We start from the raw sequence: 14,133 nt of genomic DNA on the forward strand, positions 1-14,133 counted from the left end.
GCGCGCCCCCGGCGGCTGCCGGTTAGATCAGTTGCCCCGCCGCTTGCGGCGGCCGCGGCGGACCCGGGCGCCGTCCGGGCCGCCCCGGGCGCGGGCGTCCAGGGCGATCCACACCCGGACCTCGGTCCCGCCGAGCACGGACCGGCCGAGCCGTACGTCGCCGCCCGTCGACTCCGCGACGCGGCGGACGATGTCCAGGCCGAGCCCCGTCGAGCCGTCGCGGCCGCCGTCGTTGCCCCGGCGCAGGGCGGCGTCGGGGTCGGCGATCCCGGGGCCCGCGTCCGAGACGAGGACGATGACCGCGTCCCCCGCGTCGTGCACGTCCACCGCGAACGGGGTCGTCTCGGGGGTGTGCCGGAAGACGTTGCCGAGCATCGCGTCCAGCGCGGCCGCGAGCTCCGGCCGGGCCACGGGTATCCGTACGGGACGGTCCACGCCCGCGAGCCGCACCTCGCGGCCCTCGTCCTCCGCGAGCGCCGACCAGAAGGCCATCCGGTCGCGGATCACCTCGGAGGCGTCGCACCCGGCCACGCCGGCGGCCGCGGCGGGCGAGCGCTGTTCGCGGGCGGTACGGATGATCGTGTCGACCTCCCGTTCCAGCTGCTCCACCGCCGCCCGGGTCTGCTCGGCGGCCGGGCCGTCTCCGAGCGAGGCCGTGTTGAGCCGCAGCACCGTCAGCGGCGTCCGCAGCCGGTGCGACAGGTCGGCGGCCAGCTCCCGCTCGTTGGCCAGGAGTTCCACCACCTGGTCCGCCATCGAGTTGAACGCGACGGCCGCCGAGCGGAGTTCCTTGGGGCCGTCCTCGGGCACGCGCGCCCCGAGCCTCCCCTCCCCCAGCTGGTGCGCGGCGTCCGCGAGCCGCTCCGCCGGCCGCACCAGGCGGGCGCCGAGCCGGTCCGCGACCGCCACCGAGCCCACGATCAGGGCCAGGCCGACGCCCGCGAGGACCACCCAGGCGGTCGCGACGCCATTGCTGACCTCGCTCTCCGGCACATAGATCTCGATCACCGCGATGTCCCCGGAGCCGAGCGCGGTCGGCTGGAGCAGCGCCGAACCCCCGCCCGCCACGCGGGCGGTGGTGGCCCGCCCGATCCTGCGGGTCTCGGCCACCGCGTGCTCGCCCGCCCAGCCCTTGCCGATGTCCGCGGCCGCGTCGTCGCCCACGGGCGGCAGGTGGACGGCCATCCTCCGGGCGGCGCCCATCTGCGTGGACTCCACCGCCTTGCGCAGCTGGAGGGGGTCGGTGGTGATGGACAGGGTCGGCCCCATCGTGGCGGCCTGCCGCTCGGCGTTGGAGAAGGCCCGGTCGCTGGCCATCTCCTGGACCACCAGCCCGAGGGGCACGGCGAAGGCCACGACCACCATCGCGGTGACCGCGAGGCACACCTTGACCAGGGCCCATCTCATCCGCGGCTCACAGCGGCGGCTCCAGCTTGACCCCCACACCCCGCAGCGTGTGCAGGTAGCGGGGGCGGGCGGCGGTCTCGCCGAGCTTGCGGCGCAGCCAGGACAGGTGGACGTCGATGGTCTGGTCGTCGCCGTACGACTGCTGCCAGACCTCGGCGAGCAGCTCGCGCCGGGCCACGACCACCCCGGGCCGCCCGGCGAGGAACGCCAGCAGGTCGAACTCCCGCCGCGTGAGGTCCAGTACGGCCCCGTCCAGCTCGGCCTGACGGCGCAGCGGGTCGATCGCCAGCCCGCCGACGCGCAGCACCCGCGAGGGCGGTTCGGCCCCGGCGGCGGAGCGGGCGCGGCGCAGTACGGCCGCCATCCGGGCGGAGAGGTGCTCGACGGAGAACGGCTTGGTGAGGTAGTCGTCGGCGCCGTCGTTGAGCAGCCGGACGATCTCGGCCTCGTCGTCGCGGGCGGTCGCGATGATCACCGGTACGTCGGTGATGCCGCGCAGCATCTTCAGCGCCTCGGAGCCGTCCAGGTCGGGGAGTCCGAGGTCGAGGATGACCACGTCGAAGCGGTGGTGGGCGACTTCGCGGAGCGCCTCCAGGGCCGTGCCGACGCTCCGCACGGTGTGGGAGGCCTCGGTCAGGTGCCGGATCAGGGCGGAACGTACGAACTGGTCGTCCTCGACCACGAGCACACTTGCCATGGCGGCACCGTAGTCCATGTGAGGGACCGCGCGGGGTGTCGGGCCACCACTGGGGCGGGTGGTGCAGTATGTCCCCCGATGCGAAGAGGACTTCTCCATGCCATGGCCTGGACACTGGCGACCTCGGCGGCGGTGACGCTGTCGTGGTGGGGTGTGCACACCGTCATGTCCGGTACCGCCTACGATCCTCCGCTCGCGGTTCCGCTGACGACGCGTCCGCTGTCGTCCTCGACGCAGGGGTCGGAACCGCCGGATTCCCCTTCGCCTTCCGCTTCGCCGTCCCCGCCGGCCTCCCCCGCCGCCTCGGCTTCGGCCTCGGCCTCCGGCGGCAGCCCCTCCGCCTCCTCGCCCGCCCCGGCGAAGTCCTCGCGGAAGCCGTCGGCCGGGTACCAGGGCAGGCAGCCGGAGGATCCCGCCGCGGGGGACGTGAAGGGGTACACCGTCTCGGGCGGGCGGGTCGTGTTCGACCTCGGGGACACCTCGGCCGAGCTGGTCTCCGCGACCCCGGCGGCCGGCTGGCGCATACAGGTGTGGAAGCAGGACTTCTGGATCCGGGTCACCTTCACCCGGGACGGCCGGGAGGTGTCGGTGTTCTGCACCTGGCACGACCACGCGCCGACCGTGGAGATCGTCGACCCCTGATCCGCCGGTCCGCGGCCGCGCGCGCTCCCCGGGGACGCTCCCGCACCCCCTACCGGAACACCGAGGGCGGCGGCTCCGGCGAGGCCACCGCCGAGGCGTCGGCGACCGGGGCCGCCCCGCCCGCGAAGTCCGCGAGGGCGCGGCCGTGCTCGACCCGCCCGGGGTGCGGGTCGCTCGCCACCCGACGGGTGAAGTCGGCGACCGGGAGCTCCCGGTCGGCGGCCACCAGCACCGCGTTGCCGAAGCGTTTCCCCCGCCACACCACCGGGTCGGCCGCGACCGCCAGGTGCCCGAACCGGGACGCGGCCGTGGCGATCTGGCCCCTCAGGTGCGTCAGCGGCGGACCGTCCGCCAGGTTGGCCACGTACCACCCGGTGGGCGCGAGGGCACGGCGTACGTCGTCCAGGAACTCGGTGCTCGTCAGGTGCGCCGGGGTCCGCGCCCCGCTGAACACGTCCGCGATCACCAGGTCCGCCCAGCCGTCCGGGATCTTGGCGAGGCCCGCCCGCGCGTCCACCGCGCGGACCCGGACCCGCGCCTGCGGGTCCAGCGGCAGGTGTTCCCGTACGAAGGCCACCAGCCCGGCGTCGATCTCCACCACCTGCTGGGTGGAGCGGGGCCGGGCGGCCGCCGTGTAGCGGGCGAGGGTGAAGGCGCCGCCGCCCAGGTGCACCACGTTCAGGGGCTGCCGGGCGGGCGCGACGAGGTCGATCAGGTGCCCGATCCGGCGCTGGTACGCGAAGTCCAGGTACCCGGGGTCGTCCAGGTCGACGTGTGACTGCGGGGCCCCGTCGATCAGCAGCGTCCAGGCGTTGCCGCGCTCCCGGTCGGGCGCCAGCTCGGCCCGGCCGCCGGCCACCTGCCCGACGACCGCCTCGGCGGCGCCGCGTCCGCGCGGTGCCTCGCCCTTGCCCTTGCTGCCCTTGCCGCCCTTGCCTGCCACCACCCCATTGTGACGGGCCGGGGCGGCGCGGGCGTCAGCGGCAGTTGTCGGCGGCCTCGATCAGCCGGGCCGCCTCGCCGAGCGCCGCGCGCAGCACCTCGGGGTCGGTGACCGGACCGACGGCCTCGGGCGGGAGCAGCCAGCCCGTACAGCCCGCCGTGGGCGAGGCGGCGCCGGCGTCGACCACGACCTCGACGTCGCCGAAGCGCATGCCGCGCCCGTTGGTCTGCGTACAGGCGCTGCCCGGCAGGTCCCAGGCGTCCGCGGTGCCGGGCGGGACGAGGAAGCCGAGGGTGTCGCCCGAGCCGTCGTGCAGCACGGGGCCGACGCCGACGCCCGCGGTGGCGTGCGCGGCGGTGCGGCGGATGATGTCCACCGCCTCCAGCCCCTGGCGGGCGGGGACGGTGACCAGGTCCGGCGCCGCCACCAGCAGCGGGGTGCCCGCTCCGGGCTCGGGCGCGGTGTTCGTTCCAGTGCTCGCCATGCCGGCCTCCACCAAGGGAATCCCTCCTCGATCCGCATACGCGTGCAGGAGCCTGCGCCGGAGACCCGGGAGCCGCCTCCCACTCCGCACGGGTTCAACGCGCCACATCGTCAACGGGTGCGGCGGAAGGATGCCGCAAAGGATGGCAGTTCATGGCGGATCGTGGGTGAGATATCCGTTTTGTAGCCAAACACCGTGCGCGGGATCGGCCGCTGGCGGTACGTTCATGCGCGCCGGGCACCCGCATCACACGTCACATGACCGGCAGCGCGTTCCTTGCCAGAGAGGTCACGTCCATGGCGGCGTCCCCCCACTCACCCAACTCCACCTTCCGGCGAATGCGCGGAGACCGCTCCCCGGCCGAGTTCGCGGCCGTGGTGCGACGGGCGGCCCGTGAGATCGGCGAAACGGTTTCCTGCGACGCCCGTTACATCGGCCGGGTCGAGTCCGGCGAGATCCGCTGCCCCAACTACGCCTACGAGCGGGTCTTCCTCCACATGTTCCCCGGCCGGACCCTCGCCGACCTGGGCTTCTCCCCGCGCGAGGCCGTCCGCGGCCGGCTGGCGCAGCGCACCCCCCTCACCCCCAAGGAGAGCGACGTGCTGCGTCGCGCGTTCATGGCGGGCGGCTCCGCGACCGTGGCCGCCGCCACGCTGGGCCTCACCCTGCTCGGCGACGGCCGCCGCGTCCCCTCCCGCGCCGGCGAGTCCGAGGCCGCGGCGGTCGAGGACGCCGTACGCCAGATCCGGCTGCTGGACGACCGGCACGGGGCCGACGCGCTCTACCGGCGGGCCGCCGAACCCCTGCGCACCGCCTACGCGTTGCTCGACGCCGGGGCCACCCGGCAGTCCACCGAGGACCGGTTGCACTCCGGCGCGGGCGAACTGGCCGTATCGGTGGGCTGGCTGGCACACGACTCGGGCCGCTTCGACGACGCCCGCTCCCACTACGCCGAGGCGCTGGCCACCGCCCGGGTCGCGGGGGACGCGGGCCTGGAGGCGCACGCCTTCAGCAACATGGCGTTCCTGGCGCGGGACTGCGGGCGCTCCCGCGAGTCCGTCCGCGCCGCCCAGGCGGGCCGGCGCGCGGCCCGCTCACTGGGCTCCCCGAGGCTGCTGTCGCTGCTCGCGCTCCGGGAGGCCGGCGGCTGGGCGGGGCTGGGCGACCGCAAGGCCTGCGAGGAGGCGCTGTCCCGGGCGCACACGGAGTTCTCCCGGGGCGAGGCGGGGGCGGACCCGGAGTGGATGTCCTTCTTCGGCGAGGCCGAACTGGAGTTTCTGGAGGCGCGGTGCTGGGCGACGCTCGGCGAGCACGCCCGCGCGGCCCGGCACGCCCGCCGCGCGGCCGACCTCCAGGACCCGCACTTCGCGCGGAACGTGGCCCTCTACACCGCCGAGCTGGCCGACGACCTGGCCCACGCGGGCGCCCCCGACGAGGCGGCCTGGGCGGGCGGGCGGGTCCTGGACCTGCTCACCGAGGTGCAGTCCACCCGGGTCCGGTCGATGCTGTCGGCCACGGCCCAGACCCTGGTCCCGCACCAGCGCTCCCCGCGCGTGGGCGCGTTCCTGAACCGCCACGCCTCGGCCTGACCACACCCCGCGAGCCCGCCGCCGGGCGGGGCGGCCGGTCAGGCGTCGAGGTGGCCCGTGTCGTTCCAGCGCTCCAGCGCGGGGGCCCCGTACGCCCAGCCGAGCACCGACAGGGAGGTCGGCTCCAGCCTGATGCGCGCGCCGAAGGAGACGTCGAAGCCGAGCCAGCGGGCGGCCAGGGTGCGCAGGATGTGGCCGTGGGCGAAGACCAGGACGTCGCGCTCGGCCGCGCGGGCCCAGCCGACGACCTCGTCCGCCCGGGCCCCGACGTCGGCGACGGACTCCCCGCCGGGGACCCCGTCGCGCCAGATCAGCCAGCCGGGGCGGACCGCCTGGATCTCGGCCGGGGTCATGCCCTCGTAGTCGCCGTAGTCCCACTCCATCAGCGCGTCCCAGGGATCGGCCCGGACGCCGAACCCGGCGAGCTCGCAGCTCTCGCTCGCCCGCACCAGCGGGCTGGTGCGGACCTCGACCCCGGGCAGGCCCCGCCACGGATCCCGCGCCAGCCGCTCGCCGAGCAGCTTCGCGCCCCGCCGGCCCTCCTCCAGCAGGGGCACGTCGGTGCGCCCGGTGTGCTTGCCGAGCTGGGACCACGCCGTCTGGCCGTGGCGGGCCAGCAGGATGCGGGGGGCCATATGAATTTCTCCCGGTCCGTATGGATGCGTACGGATTCGCGCAGATGGGGTGCTTTCCCTGCCATTCCGTCGTCCGTCCATCATCCAACACACGAACACCGGGCAACTCCTCCCGGCCCACGAGCGTCTTACGGCGTATGACCAAACGGCAGCGGCCCACGCGATGGTGGGCAGAACTGCTGCTCCTGGGACTCGTCTACGCGGCGTACTCGGGCGGCAGACTCCTGGCCCGCGGGGACGTGGCCCTCGCCACGGACCACGGCCTCGCGATCCTGGACGTCGAGGGTCCGCTGGGCATCGACTTCGAGCGGCCGCTCAACCGGCTCTTCTCGGAGACGGGCTGGCTCGGCATACCCGCCGACTTCGTCTACGCCTCGATGCACTACCTCGTCACCCCGGCCGTCCTGCTCTGGATCTACCACCGGCGGCCCGCGCACTACCGGAGCGCCCGCACCTGGCTGGTGGCCTCCACCCTCCTCGGGCTCGTCGGCTTCAGCCTGATGCCCACCTGCCCGCCCCGGCTGCTCGACGCCGCGCACGGCTTCACGGACACGATGGCCCAGTACAGCGCCTACGGCTGGTGGGGCGCCGAGGCCAGCGCCCCGCGGGGGCTCGGGGCCCTCACCAACCAGTACGCGGCGATGCCGAGCCTGCACGTCGGCTGGGCCCTGTGGTGCGGGGTCCTGCTGTGGACGCACGGCCGGCACCCGCTGGTGAAGGCGTTCGGCATCGCCTACCCGGCGATCACCACACTGGTGGTCATGGGCACCGCCAACCACTACTTCCTCGACGCGGCCGCCGGGGCGGCCGTGATGGGCCTCGGTTTCCTCCTCGCGCGCACCCCCCTGACCCGCGGTTTCGGCACGGGAGCTGCCGGTTTCCGCCGTAAGTCCACGATTGTCAGTGGCGGATGGGACACTTCCGCCCGTGAGCTCCTACCCGCCCAGCGGCCCTCCGCAGAACACACCGCAGACGACGACACTGCGGCAGCGGCTCGCTGACCTGCGCGGCCCCGCCGTGCCACCGCGCCCGCTCGACGCCCGGGCGCTGGCGGCGCTCGCCGCCAACCCCGGCTGTGGCAGACGCGCCCTGCTGGACGGCGCCGGAGTGGACAAGACCGCGCTCGCCGCGGCCCTCGGATCGCCCGCCGCCTTCGGGCAGTCACAGTTCGCGATCATCCGCGGGAACTCCTTCGAGGCCAAGGTCAAGGGGGACGGCGGCGCCGAGCTGCTCCGGCTGGTCCACGCCCGGCTCGATGCCGGTACGGAACCGCCCGGGCCCGGGGCCCGCGTCCCCGACCTGACCGCCGCCGGGCCCGAGGGGCGCGCCGCCCGGACCGCGCTCGCGCTGCGCGAGGCGACCGCCGGGGCCGCCCGCGGCGGCTGGACCCTGCTGGACCACCCGATGCTGGCGCTGGAGGTGGCGGGCTCCCCCGCCTACCTGGAGCCGGACGCCGTCGTGGTGCATCCCGACGGCCGCTGGACCGTCGTGGAGATCAAGTCGTTCCCGATGATCGACGGGGCCGCCGACGCCGCGAAGGTGGGCGCCGCCGCCCGGCAGGCCGCCGTCTACGTCCTGGCCCTGGAGAAGACCGCCGAGAAGCTGGGCGGCGCCACCGTCGGCCACCGGGTACTGCTGGTCTGCCCCAAGGACTTCTCCAACCTGCCCACCGCCGCCGCCGTCGACATCCGCCGCGAGCACGCCGTGACCCGGCGCCAGCTGGAGCGGCTGACCCGGGTCGAGGAGCTCGCCGCGGCCCTGCCCGAGGGGCTCAGTTTCGACCCGGCACGGCCCGCCGAGGAGCTCACCGAGGCCGTCTCCGCCGTGGACGCCTCCTACGCCCCCGAGTGCCTGGCCGCCTGCGAGCTGGCCTTCCACTGCCGGGAGCGGGCCCGCGCCGCCGACGAGGTGACCGCCCTGGGCCGTTCCGTACGGGGCGAGCTGGGCGCGCTGACGACCGTCGGGGCCGCCCTCGCGGCGGCCGCCGGACGCGCCTCTTGCGAGGACCCGACCGCGACCGCGCTGCACCGGGCGGCCCGGCTGCGCGCCGAGGCGCTGGAGCAGGCCCCCGCCCGGACCGCGCGGGAGGACGCCGCATGTCCCTGCTGACCACCCTGGCCCGGCTGGAGGCCGTCCGCGCGGGACGCGCGCAGCCGCTGGCGACCGTACGGCACCGGCATCTGAGCGGGAATCCGCTGGTCTTCGTACCGCTGACGACGGCGGGCGAGGCCGGGGCGCCGCTCGGGGCGATGGTCGGGACGGACCCGCACGACCCGCGGATCCTCGTCATACCGCAGCCGCGCGACCGGGACCTGCGCTGGGACTTCCTGGCGGACCTGGCGCGACAGGTGATGCCCTACATCGACGCGTACGCCGATGCCGTCGAGCCGGCCGAGCGGACCGAGACCGACCCGGAGACGGGCAAGCGCGTCAAGGTCGAGGCCGAGCTGTGCGTGGACGCGCCGCAGCTGATCGTGCCCGGCCGGGCCGGAATCGAGTACGTCCGCCTGCTGGGACGGTCGATGCGGTTCCGCCGGACCGCCGAGGAGGACCCGGACAACCCGTACCCGGTGCCCACCCAGGTCCCGCTGCTGGGCCGCTGGTTCACGCATCTGGGCGAGCGCGCCCGGGTCCCGGGGTCCTCGATGCTGCTGGCGGCGACGGACCTGCTGTCCCGGCACTGGGCCACCGGCCAGAGCAACCTGGAGGACCAGCACCTGCGGGCCCTGCTGGAGTGGATCGACCCCGGCCAGGGGATGTCCGGCGCCGAGGCGGCGCTGCGCGCGGAGCTCGGCCGCGACGAGTCCGGCCAGCTGCTGGTCCCGCCCGCCGGTCCCGCGACCGACCCGGCCTTCGACAACAGGCTGCTGGCCCCGGCGATCGCGAGGTTCGACGCGGCGCGGGCGGGCGAGCCCCGCGACGGGGACGGGCCGCGGCTCGCCGAGCGGGAGATCCGGCGCCTGGTCGTGGACCAGATGACCGGCACCTGGTGGTCGGTGTGGCAGGCGCTGGAGCTGCTGCGCGGGCTGCCGCCCGGGGAGCGGGCCGAGGAGCGCTGGACCCGCGACCGCTGGTCGTACACCGGCCACCGGGACCGGGTCCGCGCGGGCGAGCCCCCGCAGCCGCGCCGCGACGACGCGGTGACGGCGGCGCAGAAGCTGGCGACGCGGGAGACCGAGCAGGTGCGCCTGGACGCCCAGGAGGCGCTGGACGACGCCCTGGTGATGGCGGGCCGGCGGCTCGCCGGCGAGGCCTTCGCCGGCGAGGTCACCGAGGTGGTCATGGAGTGGACGGAGTCGAAGCGGCCGAGCCCCCGCCCGCTGGTGACGGTGGCGACGGAGGACCGGCCGCAGCTGGAGGACGGCGTCGGCGGCAAGGTGTTCCGCTCGCTGGAGGGGCGCCCGCAGGCCGCCGAGTTCGTGCGCTTCGAGGAGGACGGGCGGCTGGTGCTGCGGCTGCTCGACAAGATGGGCCGCGGCCGGGAGCCCGAGCCGGGCTCGGTGCCGGAGAAGGGCGACCGGGTGTGCTGGACGCTGTTCGAGCACGACGCGCGCGGCGGCCCGAAGCTGCCCGACCCGGAGCAGACCCCGTGGACGCACGGCGGGCCGCCCGGGCACCTGACCGGACCGGCCCTGCCCGACCCCGTGACCGCCGAGGACGTGCTGTGACCTCCTTCGACCCGGGGGCCGAGGCGGCCCGGGCGACCGCCGCGATCCTGCGCGACACCCTGCACGGCACCGAGCGGGGCGTCGTCGTCGACTCCCCGCCCGGGGCCGGCAAGTCCACGCTCGTCGTCCGGGCGGCCCGGGAACTGGCCGCCGCCGGGCGCCGGCTGATGGTGGTGGCGCAGACCAACGCGCAGGTCGACGACCTGGTGCTGCGCCTCGCCGACAAGGACCCGGAGCTGAAGGTGGGCCGGCTGCACAGCAGCGACGGCGACGCCTACGACCCGGCGCTGCGCGAGCTGCCCTCGGTCACCCTGTCGGCGAAGCCGGCGGACCTCGCGGAGCTGCCGGTCACCATTTCCACCGCGGCGAAATGGGCCTACGTCAAGGACGTGGAGCGGTGGGAGCACGCCATCGTGGACGAGGCGTACCAGATGCGCTCGGACGCGCTGCTCGCGGTGGCCGGGCTGTTCGACCGGGCGCTGTTCGTGGGCGACCCGGGACAGCTCGACCCGTTCAGCGTGGTCGGCGCGGAGCAGTGGGCGGGGCTGTCCTACGACCCGTCCGCCTCGGCGGTGTCCACGCTGCTGGCGCACAACCCCCGGCTGCCCCAGCACCGGCTGCCGGTGTCCTGGCGGCTCCCGGCCTCGGCGGCGCCGCTGGTCTCGCGGGCGTTCTACCCGTACACGCAGTTCCGCAGCGGTACGGGCCCGGGCGAGCGGCGGTTGTCGTACGGGGTCGCGGGCGACGGCTCGGGCCCGGACCGGGTGCTGGACGAGGCCGCGGAGTCGGGCTGGGGGCTGCTGGAGCTGCCCGCCCGGCACACCCCGCGCACCGATCCGGAGGCGGTGCGGGCGGTGGCGCTGGTGGTGCGGCGCGCGCTGGACCGGGGGGCGGTGACGCGGGACGAGCAGAGCGAGGGCCCGGCCCCGCTGACGGCGGGCCGGATCGCCGTCGGCACGGCCCACCGCGACCAGGCGGCCGCGGTCCGCGCGGCGCTGGCCGCGCTGGGCGTCACCGGGGTCACGGTGGACACCGCGAACCGGCTCCAGGGGCGCGAGTACGACCTCACGGTGGTGCTGCACCCGCTGTCGGGCCGCCCGGACGCGACGGCGTTCCACCTGGAGACGGGCCGGCTGTGCGTCCTGGCCTCCCGGCACCGGCACGCCTGCGTGGTGGTGGCCCGGGCGGGCATAGCGGAGCTGCTGGACGACCACCCGTCGACGGAGCCGGTACAGCTGGGCGTCACGGTGAAATTCCCGGACGGCTGGGAGGCCAACCACTCGGTCCTCGCCCACCTGGCGGAACACCGGGTGCACTGGAAGCCGTAGGCGGGGCGCACGCGCCCCCGCGGGCGCCCTGCCGTGCCCTTGCGCGGCGTTGGACAATGGACGGTGGCCCGGAATCCGTACCAGCAGGAGGACACGCATGGCAGAGCCCGAGCGGACCGAGCGGAGGATGCGGCCCGCGCCGCTGCTCTTCGAGCCCTCGGAGGCCGCCCAGGATCCGGAGCACTTCTTCGACCTGGAGTCGATCGAGGACCCGGCGGAGCTGCTGGCGCGCGCGACGGAGCTGGCGCTGGCGTTCCGCGCCGCGGAGGACCGGGCCGTGGAGTTCCAGGCGGTGGCGGCGGCCCAGCTGGCGGATCCGCGGCGGTTCGACCGGCTCCCGCCCGCCGTGATCGCCGCGCGCGCGGAGTGGACCGAGGACTACGCGCGCCGGATGATCGAGTTCGGCGAGGACCTGCAGCGCGGGCCGTCCCCCGAGGCGCCGTAAGCCGGACGGCTCAGCGGCCCGGCGGCCCGGCGGCCCGGCCGGCCCGCACGGCCCGGCGGCCCCACGGAATACGTGACGCGTGACACATCTGGCATATGCGGCGCGCAACATACTCCACCCCGAGGGTCGCCGTCCCGGATTTGCGTAACTCCGAGGAACCGCTGCGCTACGGGCGGTACATCTGGCATATGACGACCTTGACCGGCTGCCCCGCCCTCGAAGTCCGGCCCAGTGCCCCCGCGACGGACGTCACCCCGTCCGGCGCCGCGTGGCTCGCCTCCGCCTCCGCCCACCCGCGCACCACCCTCGCGCTGTGGCAGGCCCGGCCCGCCGCGCCCGCCGCCCTGCCCTGCGGGACCGCGTTCGACGTCGTCAACGTCCCGCTCGTGCTCGGTCGCCGGATGCTCGACCTGCTCTGGTCCGAGGGGCCCGGTTCCGGTCCGGCCGCCGTGCACCGCGGCCGGCTGCTGCTCTTCGCCGCGCCCGGCGTGGCCCACCGGCTGCCCGCCCTGCTGGCGTGGGAGGAGTGGGCGCCTCCGGTCGCGGCCCCGCTCTGTCACGGAGCCGGCGACGCCGTCACCGTGCCGCCCCTGGCGGCGGGCCCCGGCCCGTCCCGCTGGCTGGTGGCGCCCGACAGCCGGACGCCGTGGCTGCCGGGCCCGGAGGCGCTGCTCTGGGCGTTCGTGCGCGCCGCCCGAGCTGCGGATATCGATTTTTCCTTCCGCCGGTCCTGATGCTAATGTCTTCCTCGTCAGCAAGCGCCGCTAGCTCAGTTGGTTAGAGCAGCTGACTCTTAATCAGCGGGTCCGGGGTTCGAGTCCCTGGCGGCGCACAGACGGAAGAAGCCCCCGCAGCGAAAGCTGCGGGGGCTTCTTCGTTGCGCCGGCGGCCGGCGCCACCAGGCGACCGCCGGACGACTGACCGGCCGACCGGCCGGACGTCTAGGTCGTGATCTTGACCGTGTACGCGCCGGACTGGGTCCGGTCGGCCACCTCGATGGTGATCCGCTCGCCCGGCACCGTGAACGTCTCCCCCACCTCCAGCGGCGCGTCCGCCAGCGGCGGGTACACCGAACGGTCCCAGCAGGCCTCGGATTTCGGATGCGCGTCCAGCACCTCGATCGGACCGCCGCCCGAGGCCGCCCCGTTGCGGACCCGGTAGACGAGGACCCCCTCCGTACAGGTGTCCCCGTCGTTGCCGGCGGAGCCCCGCGCCTCGATGGCGATCGCGCTCCCGGCACCGGTACGGACCACGGCGAGCCGGGTCCCGCCGGTGCCGCCGGGTGGCGGGGCCTCGGCGAGCGGCTGGAGGGTGTGCAGCGAGGAGCCCGACTGCACGCAGTCCACCTGCGAGGCGTCCAGCCAGCCCAGCTTCCACTTGTGCCAGGCGAACAGGTCCGGGGACATCCCGAACTGGCTCCCCATGACGTCCCAGTCGCCGACGTAGGTGTCCCAGTCGCCCTTGCCGTCGCTGGGCCGGTGGTAGAGGTCGGGCAGGTCGAAGACGTGCCCGGTCTCGTGCGCCAGTACGTTCCGGTCCGGCGGGTGCTGCTCGAAGACGGTGACGATCCGCCGCAGCTCGGTTCCGTCGGCGACGAGGGGCCGGTCGAAGTTGACGACCTTCGTGGCGTCGGAGTCCACCCCGGGCGCGTCCGGGTCGGCGACGAAGTACACGACGTCGTACTTGCTGAAGTCCACCTCAGGGTCGGCGCTCGCGACGGCGTCCCGGAGGTAGGCCGCCCGCTTCTCGGGGGCCCAGTCCCGCTGTATCCCGTACGCGGCCGACGGCTTGGGCATCCGGATCCAGTGCTCCTGCGGGTGCGGGACCAGCCGGAACCGCCCGTAGGAGGCCCGCTCGAAGAAGTTGCTGGTGGCAGGGAAGTAGTCGCGGGTCAGCTCCCCGGGCGTCAGGGTGGTCCGGTGGTCGGGGAAGGACAGGAACACCATGACGGCGTTGAGGGTGCGTTCGGGTTTGGGGTAGGCGGCGTTCCAGGTGTCCAGGCCCAGCGAGTGGTGCGCGCTGGTGCGGCTCAGCGCGCAGGGTCCGGACCCGGGGACGGCCACCGCGGGTCCCGCGACGAGCGACATCGCGGCGAGGGCCGCCAGGGACGTCAACCCCGCCGCCGCGCTCCGCAGGCGGGAGCGGTCCACTCCCCCGGGTGTCTGCTGTCGCGGCACATCGACCTCCGGTGGTGGATTGGTACCTTTCTAGCCACCTTGAGGCGATTGTCTGATTAATGCCCTGTTCCGCTGCCCCACACGAGTGAGCGATACGGCAAGTCGGTGACCCCCGGGA

At 75.1% G+C, this 14,133-nt stretch carries 13 protein-coding genes, 1 tRNA gene and 1 pseudogene; 9 read left to right on the plus strand and 6 right to left on the minus strand.

Features of this window, described 5'->3' with window-relative positions:
• Positions 1-27: 27 nt before the first annotated feature.
• Positions 28-1,407, minus strand: coding sequence for a HAMP domain-containing sensor histidine kinase (locus EES41_RS14095; RefSeq protein WP_073799367.1), 1,380 nt, complete (start codon positions 1,405-1,407; stop codon positions 28-30).
• Between the two features lie 7 nt (positions 1,408-1,414).
• On the minus strand, positions 1,415-2,104 hold the full coding sequence (locus tag EES41_RS14100; protein WP_174261686.1) for a response regulator transcription factor: 690 nt from the start codon (positions 2,102-2,104) through the stop codon (positions 1,415-1,417).
• Between the two features lie 78 nt (positions 2,105-2,182).
• Between EES41_RS14100 and EES41_RS14105 the strand changes: the two genes are divergently transcribed.
• Positions 2,183-2,746 (plus strand): hypothetical protein, encoded by a 564-nt coding sequence (locus EES41_RS14105; protein ID WP_123078522.1) that lies wholly within the window; start codon positions 2,183-2,185, stop codon positions 2,744-2,746.
• Positions 2,747-2,795: 49 nt separating this feature from the next.
• Here EES41_RS14105 and EES41_RS14110 read toward each other — a convergent pair whose 3' ends face one another.
• Together EES41_RS14110 and EES41_RS14115 are read right to left on the minus strand one after the other, a co-directional pair.
• Entirely contained in the window at positions 2,796-3,689 is an 894-nt protein-coding gene (locus tag EES41_RS14110; protein ID WP_123082446.1) for a spermidine synthase, read from the minus strand.
• A 34-nt stretch (positions 3,690-3,723) separates the two neighbouring features.
• Positions 3,724-4,173, minus strand: coding sequence for a hypothetical protein (locus EES41_RS14115; RefSeq protein ID WP_063781057.1), 450 nt, complete (start codon positions 4,171-4,173; stop codon positions 3,724-3,726).
• 296 nt (positions 4,174-4,469) lie between these two features.
• Between EES41_RS14115 and EES41_RS14120 the strand changes: the two genes are divergently transcribed.
• The gene (locus EES41_RS14120; RefSeq protein WP_123078524.1) at positions 4,470-5,762 is read left to right on the plus strand and encodes a tetratricopeptide repeat protein; all 1,293 of its coding nucleotides are present in this window, start codon (positions 4,470-4,472) and stop codon (positions 5,760-5,762) included.
• Positions 5,763-5,800: 38 nt separating this feature from the next.
• On the opposite strand, the gene EES41_RS14125 is transcribed toward EES41_RS14120, so the two are convergent.
• On the minus strand, positions 5,801-6,397 hold the full coding sequence (locus EES41_RS14125; RefSeq protein ID WP_123078526.1) for a histidine phosphatase family protein: 597 nt from the start codon (positions 6,395-6,397) through the stop codon (positions 5,801-5,803).
• A gap of 137 nt (positions 6,398-6,534) precedes the next feature.
• Between EES41_RS14125 and EES41_RS14130 the strand changes: the two genes are divergently transcribed.
• From EES41_RS14130 to EES41_RS14165, 7 genes and pseudogenes are all read left to right on the plus strand, one after another.
• Positions 6,535-7,398 (plus strand): phosphatase PAP2 family protein, encoded by an 864-nt coding sequence (locus tag EES41_RS14130; protein WP_123078528.1) that lies wholly within the window; start codon positions 6,535-6,537, stop codon positions 7,396-7,398.
• Positions 7,325-8,506: a hypothetical protein gene (locus EES41_RS14135; RefSeq protein ID WP_254211437.1), complete on the plus strand. Its 1,182-nt coding sequence runs from the start codon at positions 7,325-7,327 to the stop codon at positions 8,504-8,506. Before EES41_RS14130 ends, EES41_RS14135 begins: the two co-directional genes overlap by 74 nt.
• Positions 8,494-10,065 (plus strand): hypothetical protein, encoded by a 1,572-nt coding sequence (locus EES41_RS14140; RefSeq protein WP_123078530.1) that lies wholly within the window; start codon positions 8,494-8,496, stop codon positions 10,063-10,065. The genes EES41_RS14135 and EES41_RS14140 overlap by 13 nt, the downstream gene beginning before the upstream one ends.
• On the plus strand, positions 10,062-11,393 hold the full coding sequence (locus EES41_RS14145; protein ID WP_123078532.1) for an AAA domain-containing protein: 1,332 nt from the start codon (positions 10,062-10,064) through the stop codon (positions 11,391-11,393). The genes EES41_RS14140 and EES41_RS14145 overlap by 4 nt, the downstream gene beginning before the upstream one ends.
• Before the next feature lie 97 nt (positions 11,394-11,490).
• Positions 11,491-11,838 carry a hypothetical protein gene (locus EES41_RS14150; RefSeq protein ID WP_037797628.1) on the plus strand — a complete coding sequence of 116 codons (348 nt, stop codon included), beginning with the start codon at positions 11,491-11,493 and terminating at the stop codon, positions 11,836-11,838.
• 188 nt (positions 11,839-12,026) lie between these two features.
• Positions 12,027-12,606: pseudogene (locus tag EES41_RS14160) on the plus strand (bifunctional DNA primase/polymerase).
• Positions 12,597-12,670 (plus strand) — tRNA-Lys (locus EES41_RS14165). Before EES41_RS14160 ends, EES41_RS14165 begins: the two are co-directional and overlap by 10 nt.
• 109 nt (positions 12,671-12,779) lie before the next feature.
• Here EES41_RS14165 and EES41_RS14170 read toward each other — a convergent pair.
• Positions 12,780-14,015 (minus strand): M6 family metalloprotease domain-containing protein, encoded by a 1,236-nt coding sequence (locus tag EES41_RS14170; RefSeq protein ID WP_123078536.1) that lies wholly within the window; start codon positions 14,013-14,015, stop codon positions 12,780-12,782.
• Between the last annotated feature and the right edge of the window lie 118 nt (positions 14,016-14,133).

Source organism: Streptomyces sp. ADI95-16, from assembly GCF_003721495.1.
GTDB classification, from domain to species: domain Bacteria; phylum Actinomycetota; class Actinomycetes; order Streptomycetales; family Streptomycetaceae; genus Streptomyces; species Streptomyces goshikiensis.

Bases quoted from the DNA above. Each gene is read 5' to 3' on its own strand.
- EES41_RS14125 (WP_123078526.1), bottom strand. From the start codon at position 6,397: ATGGCCCCCCGCATCCTGCTGGCCCGCCACGGCCAGACGGCGTGGTCC.
- EES41_RS14120 (WP_123078524.1), top strand. From the start codon at position 4,470: ATGGCGGCGTCCCCCCACTCACCCAACTCCACCTTCCGGCGAATGCGC.
- EES41_RS14150 (WP_037797628.1), top strand. From the start codon at position 11,491: ATGGCAGAGCCCGAGCGGACCGAGCGGAGGATGCGGCCCGCGCCGCTG.
- EES41_RS14095 (WP_073799367.1), bottom strand. From the start codon at position 1,407: ATGAGATGGGCCCTGGTCAAGGTGTGCCTCGCGGTCACCGCGATGGTG.
- EES41_RS14140 (WP_123078530.1), top strand. From the start codon at position 8,494: ATGTCCCTGCTGACCACCCTGGCCCGGCTGGAGGCCGTCCGCGCGGGA.
- EES41_RS14100 (WP_174261686.1), bottom strand. From the start codon at position 2,104: ATGGCAAGTGTGCTCGTGGTCGAGGACGACCAGTTCGTACGTTCCGCC.
- EES41_RS14130 (WP_123078528.1), top strand. From the start codon at position 6,535: ATGACCAAACGGCAGCGGCCCACGCGATGGTGGGCAGAACTGCTGCTC.
- EES41_RS14115 (WP_063781057.1), bottom strand. From the start codon at position 4,173: ATGGCGAGCACTGGAACGAACACCGCGCCCGAGCCCGGAGCGGGCACC.
- EES41_RS14105 (WP_123078522.1), top strand. From the start codon at position 2,183: ATGCGAAGAGGACTTCTCCATGCCATGGCCTGGACACTGGCGACCTCG.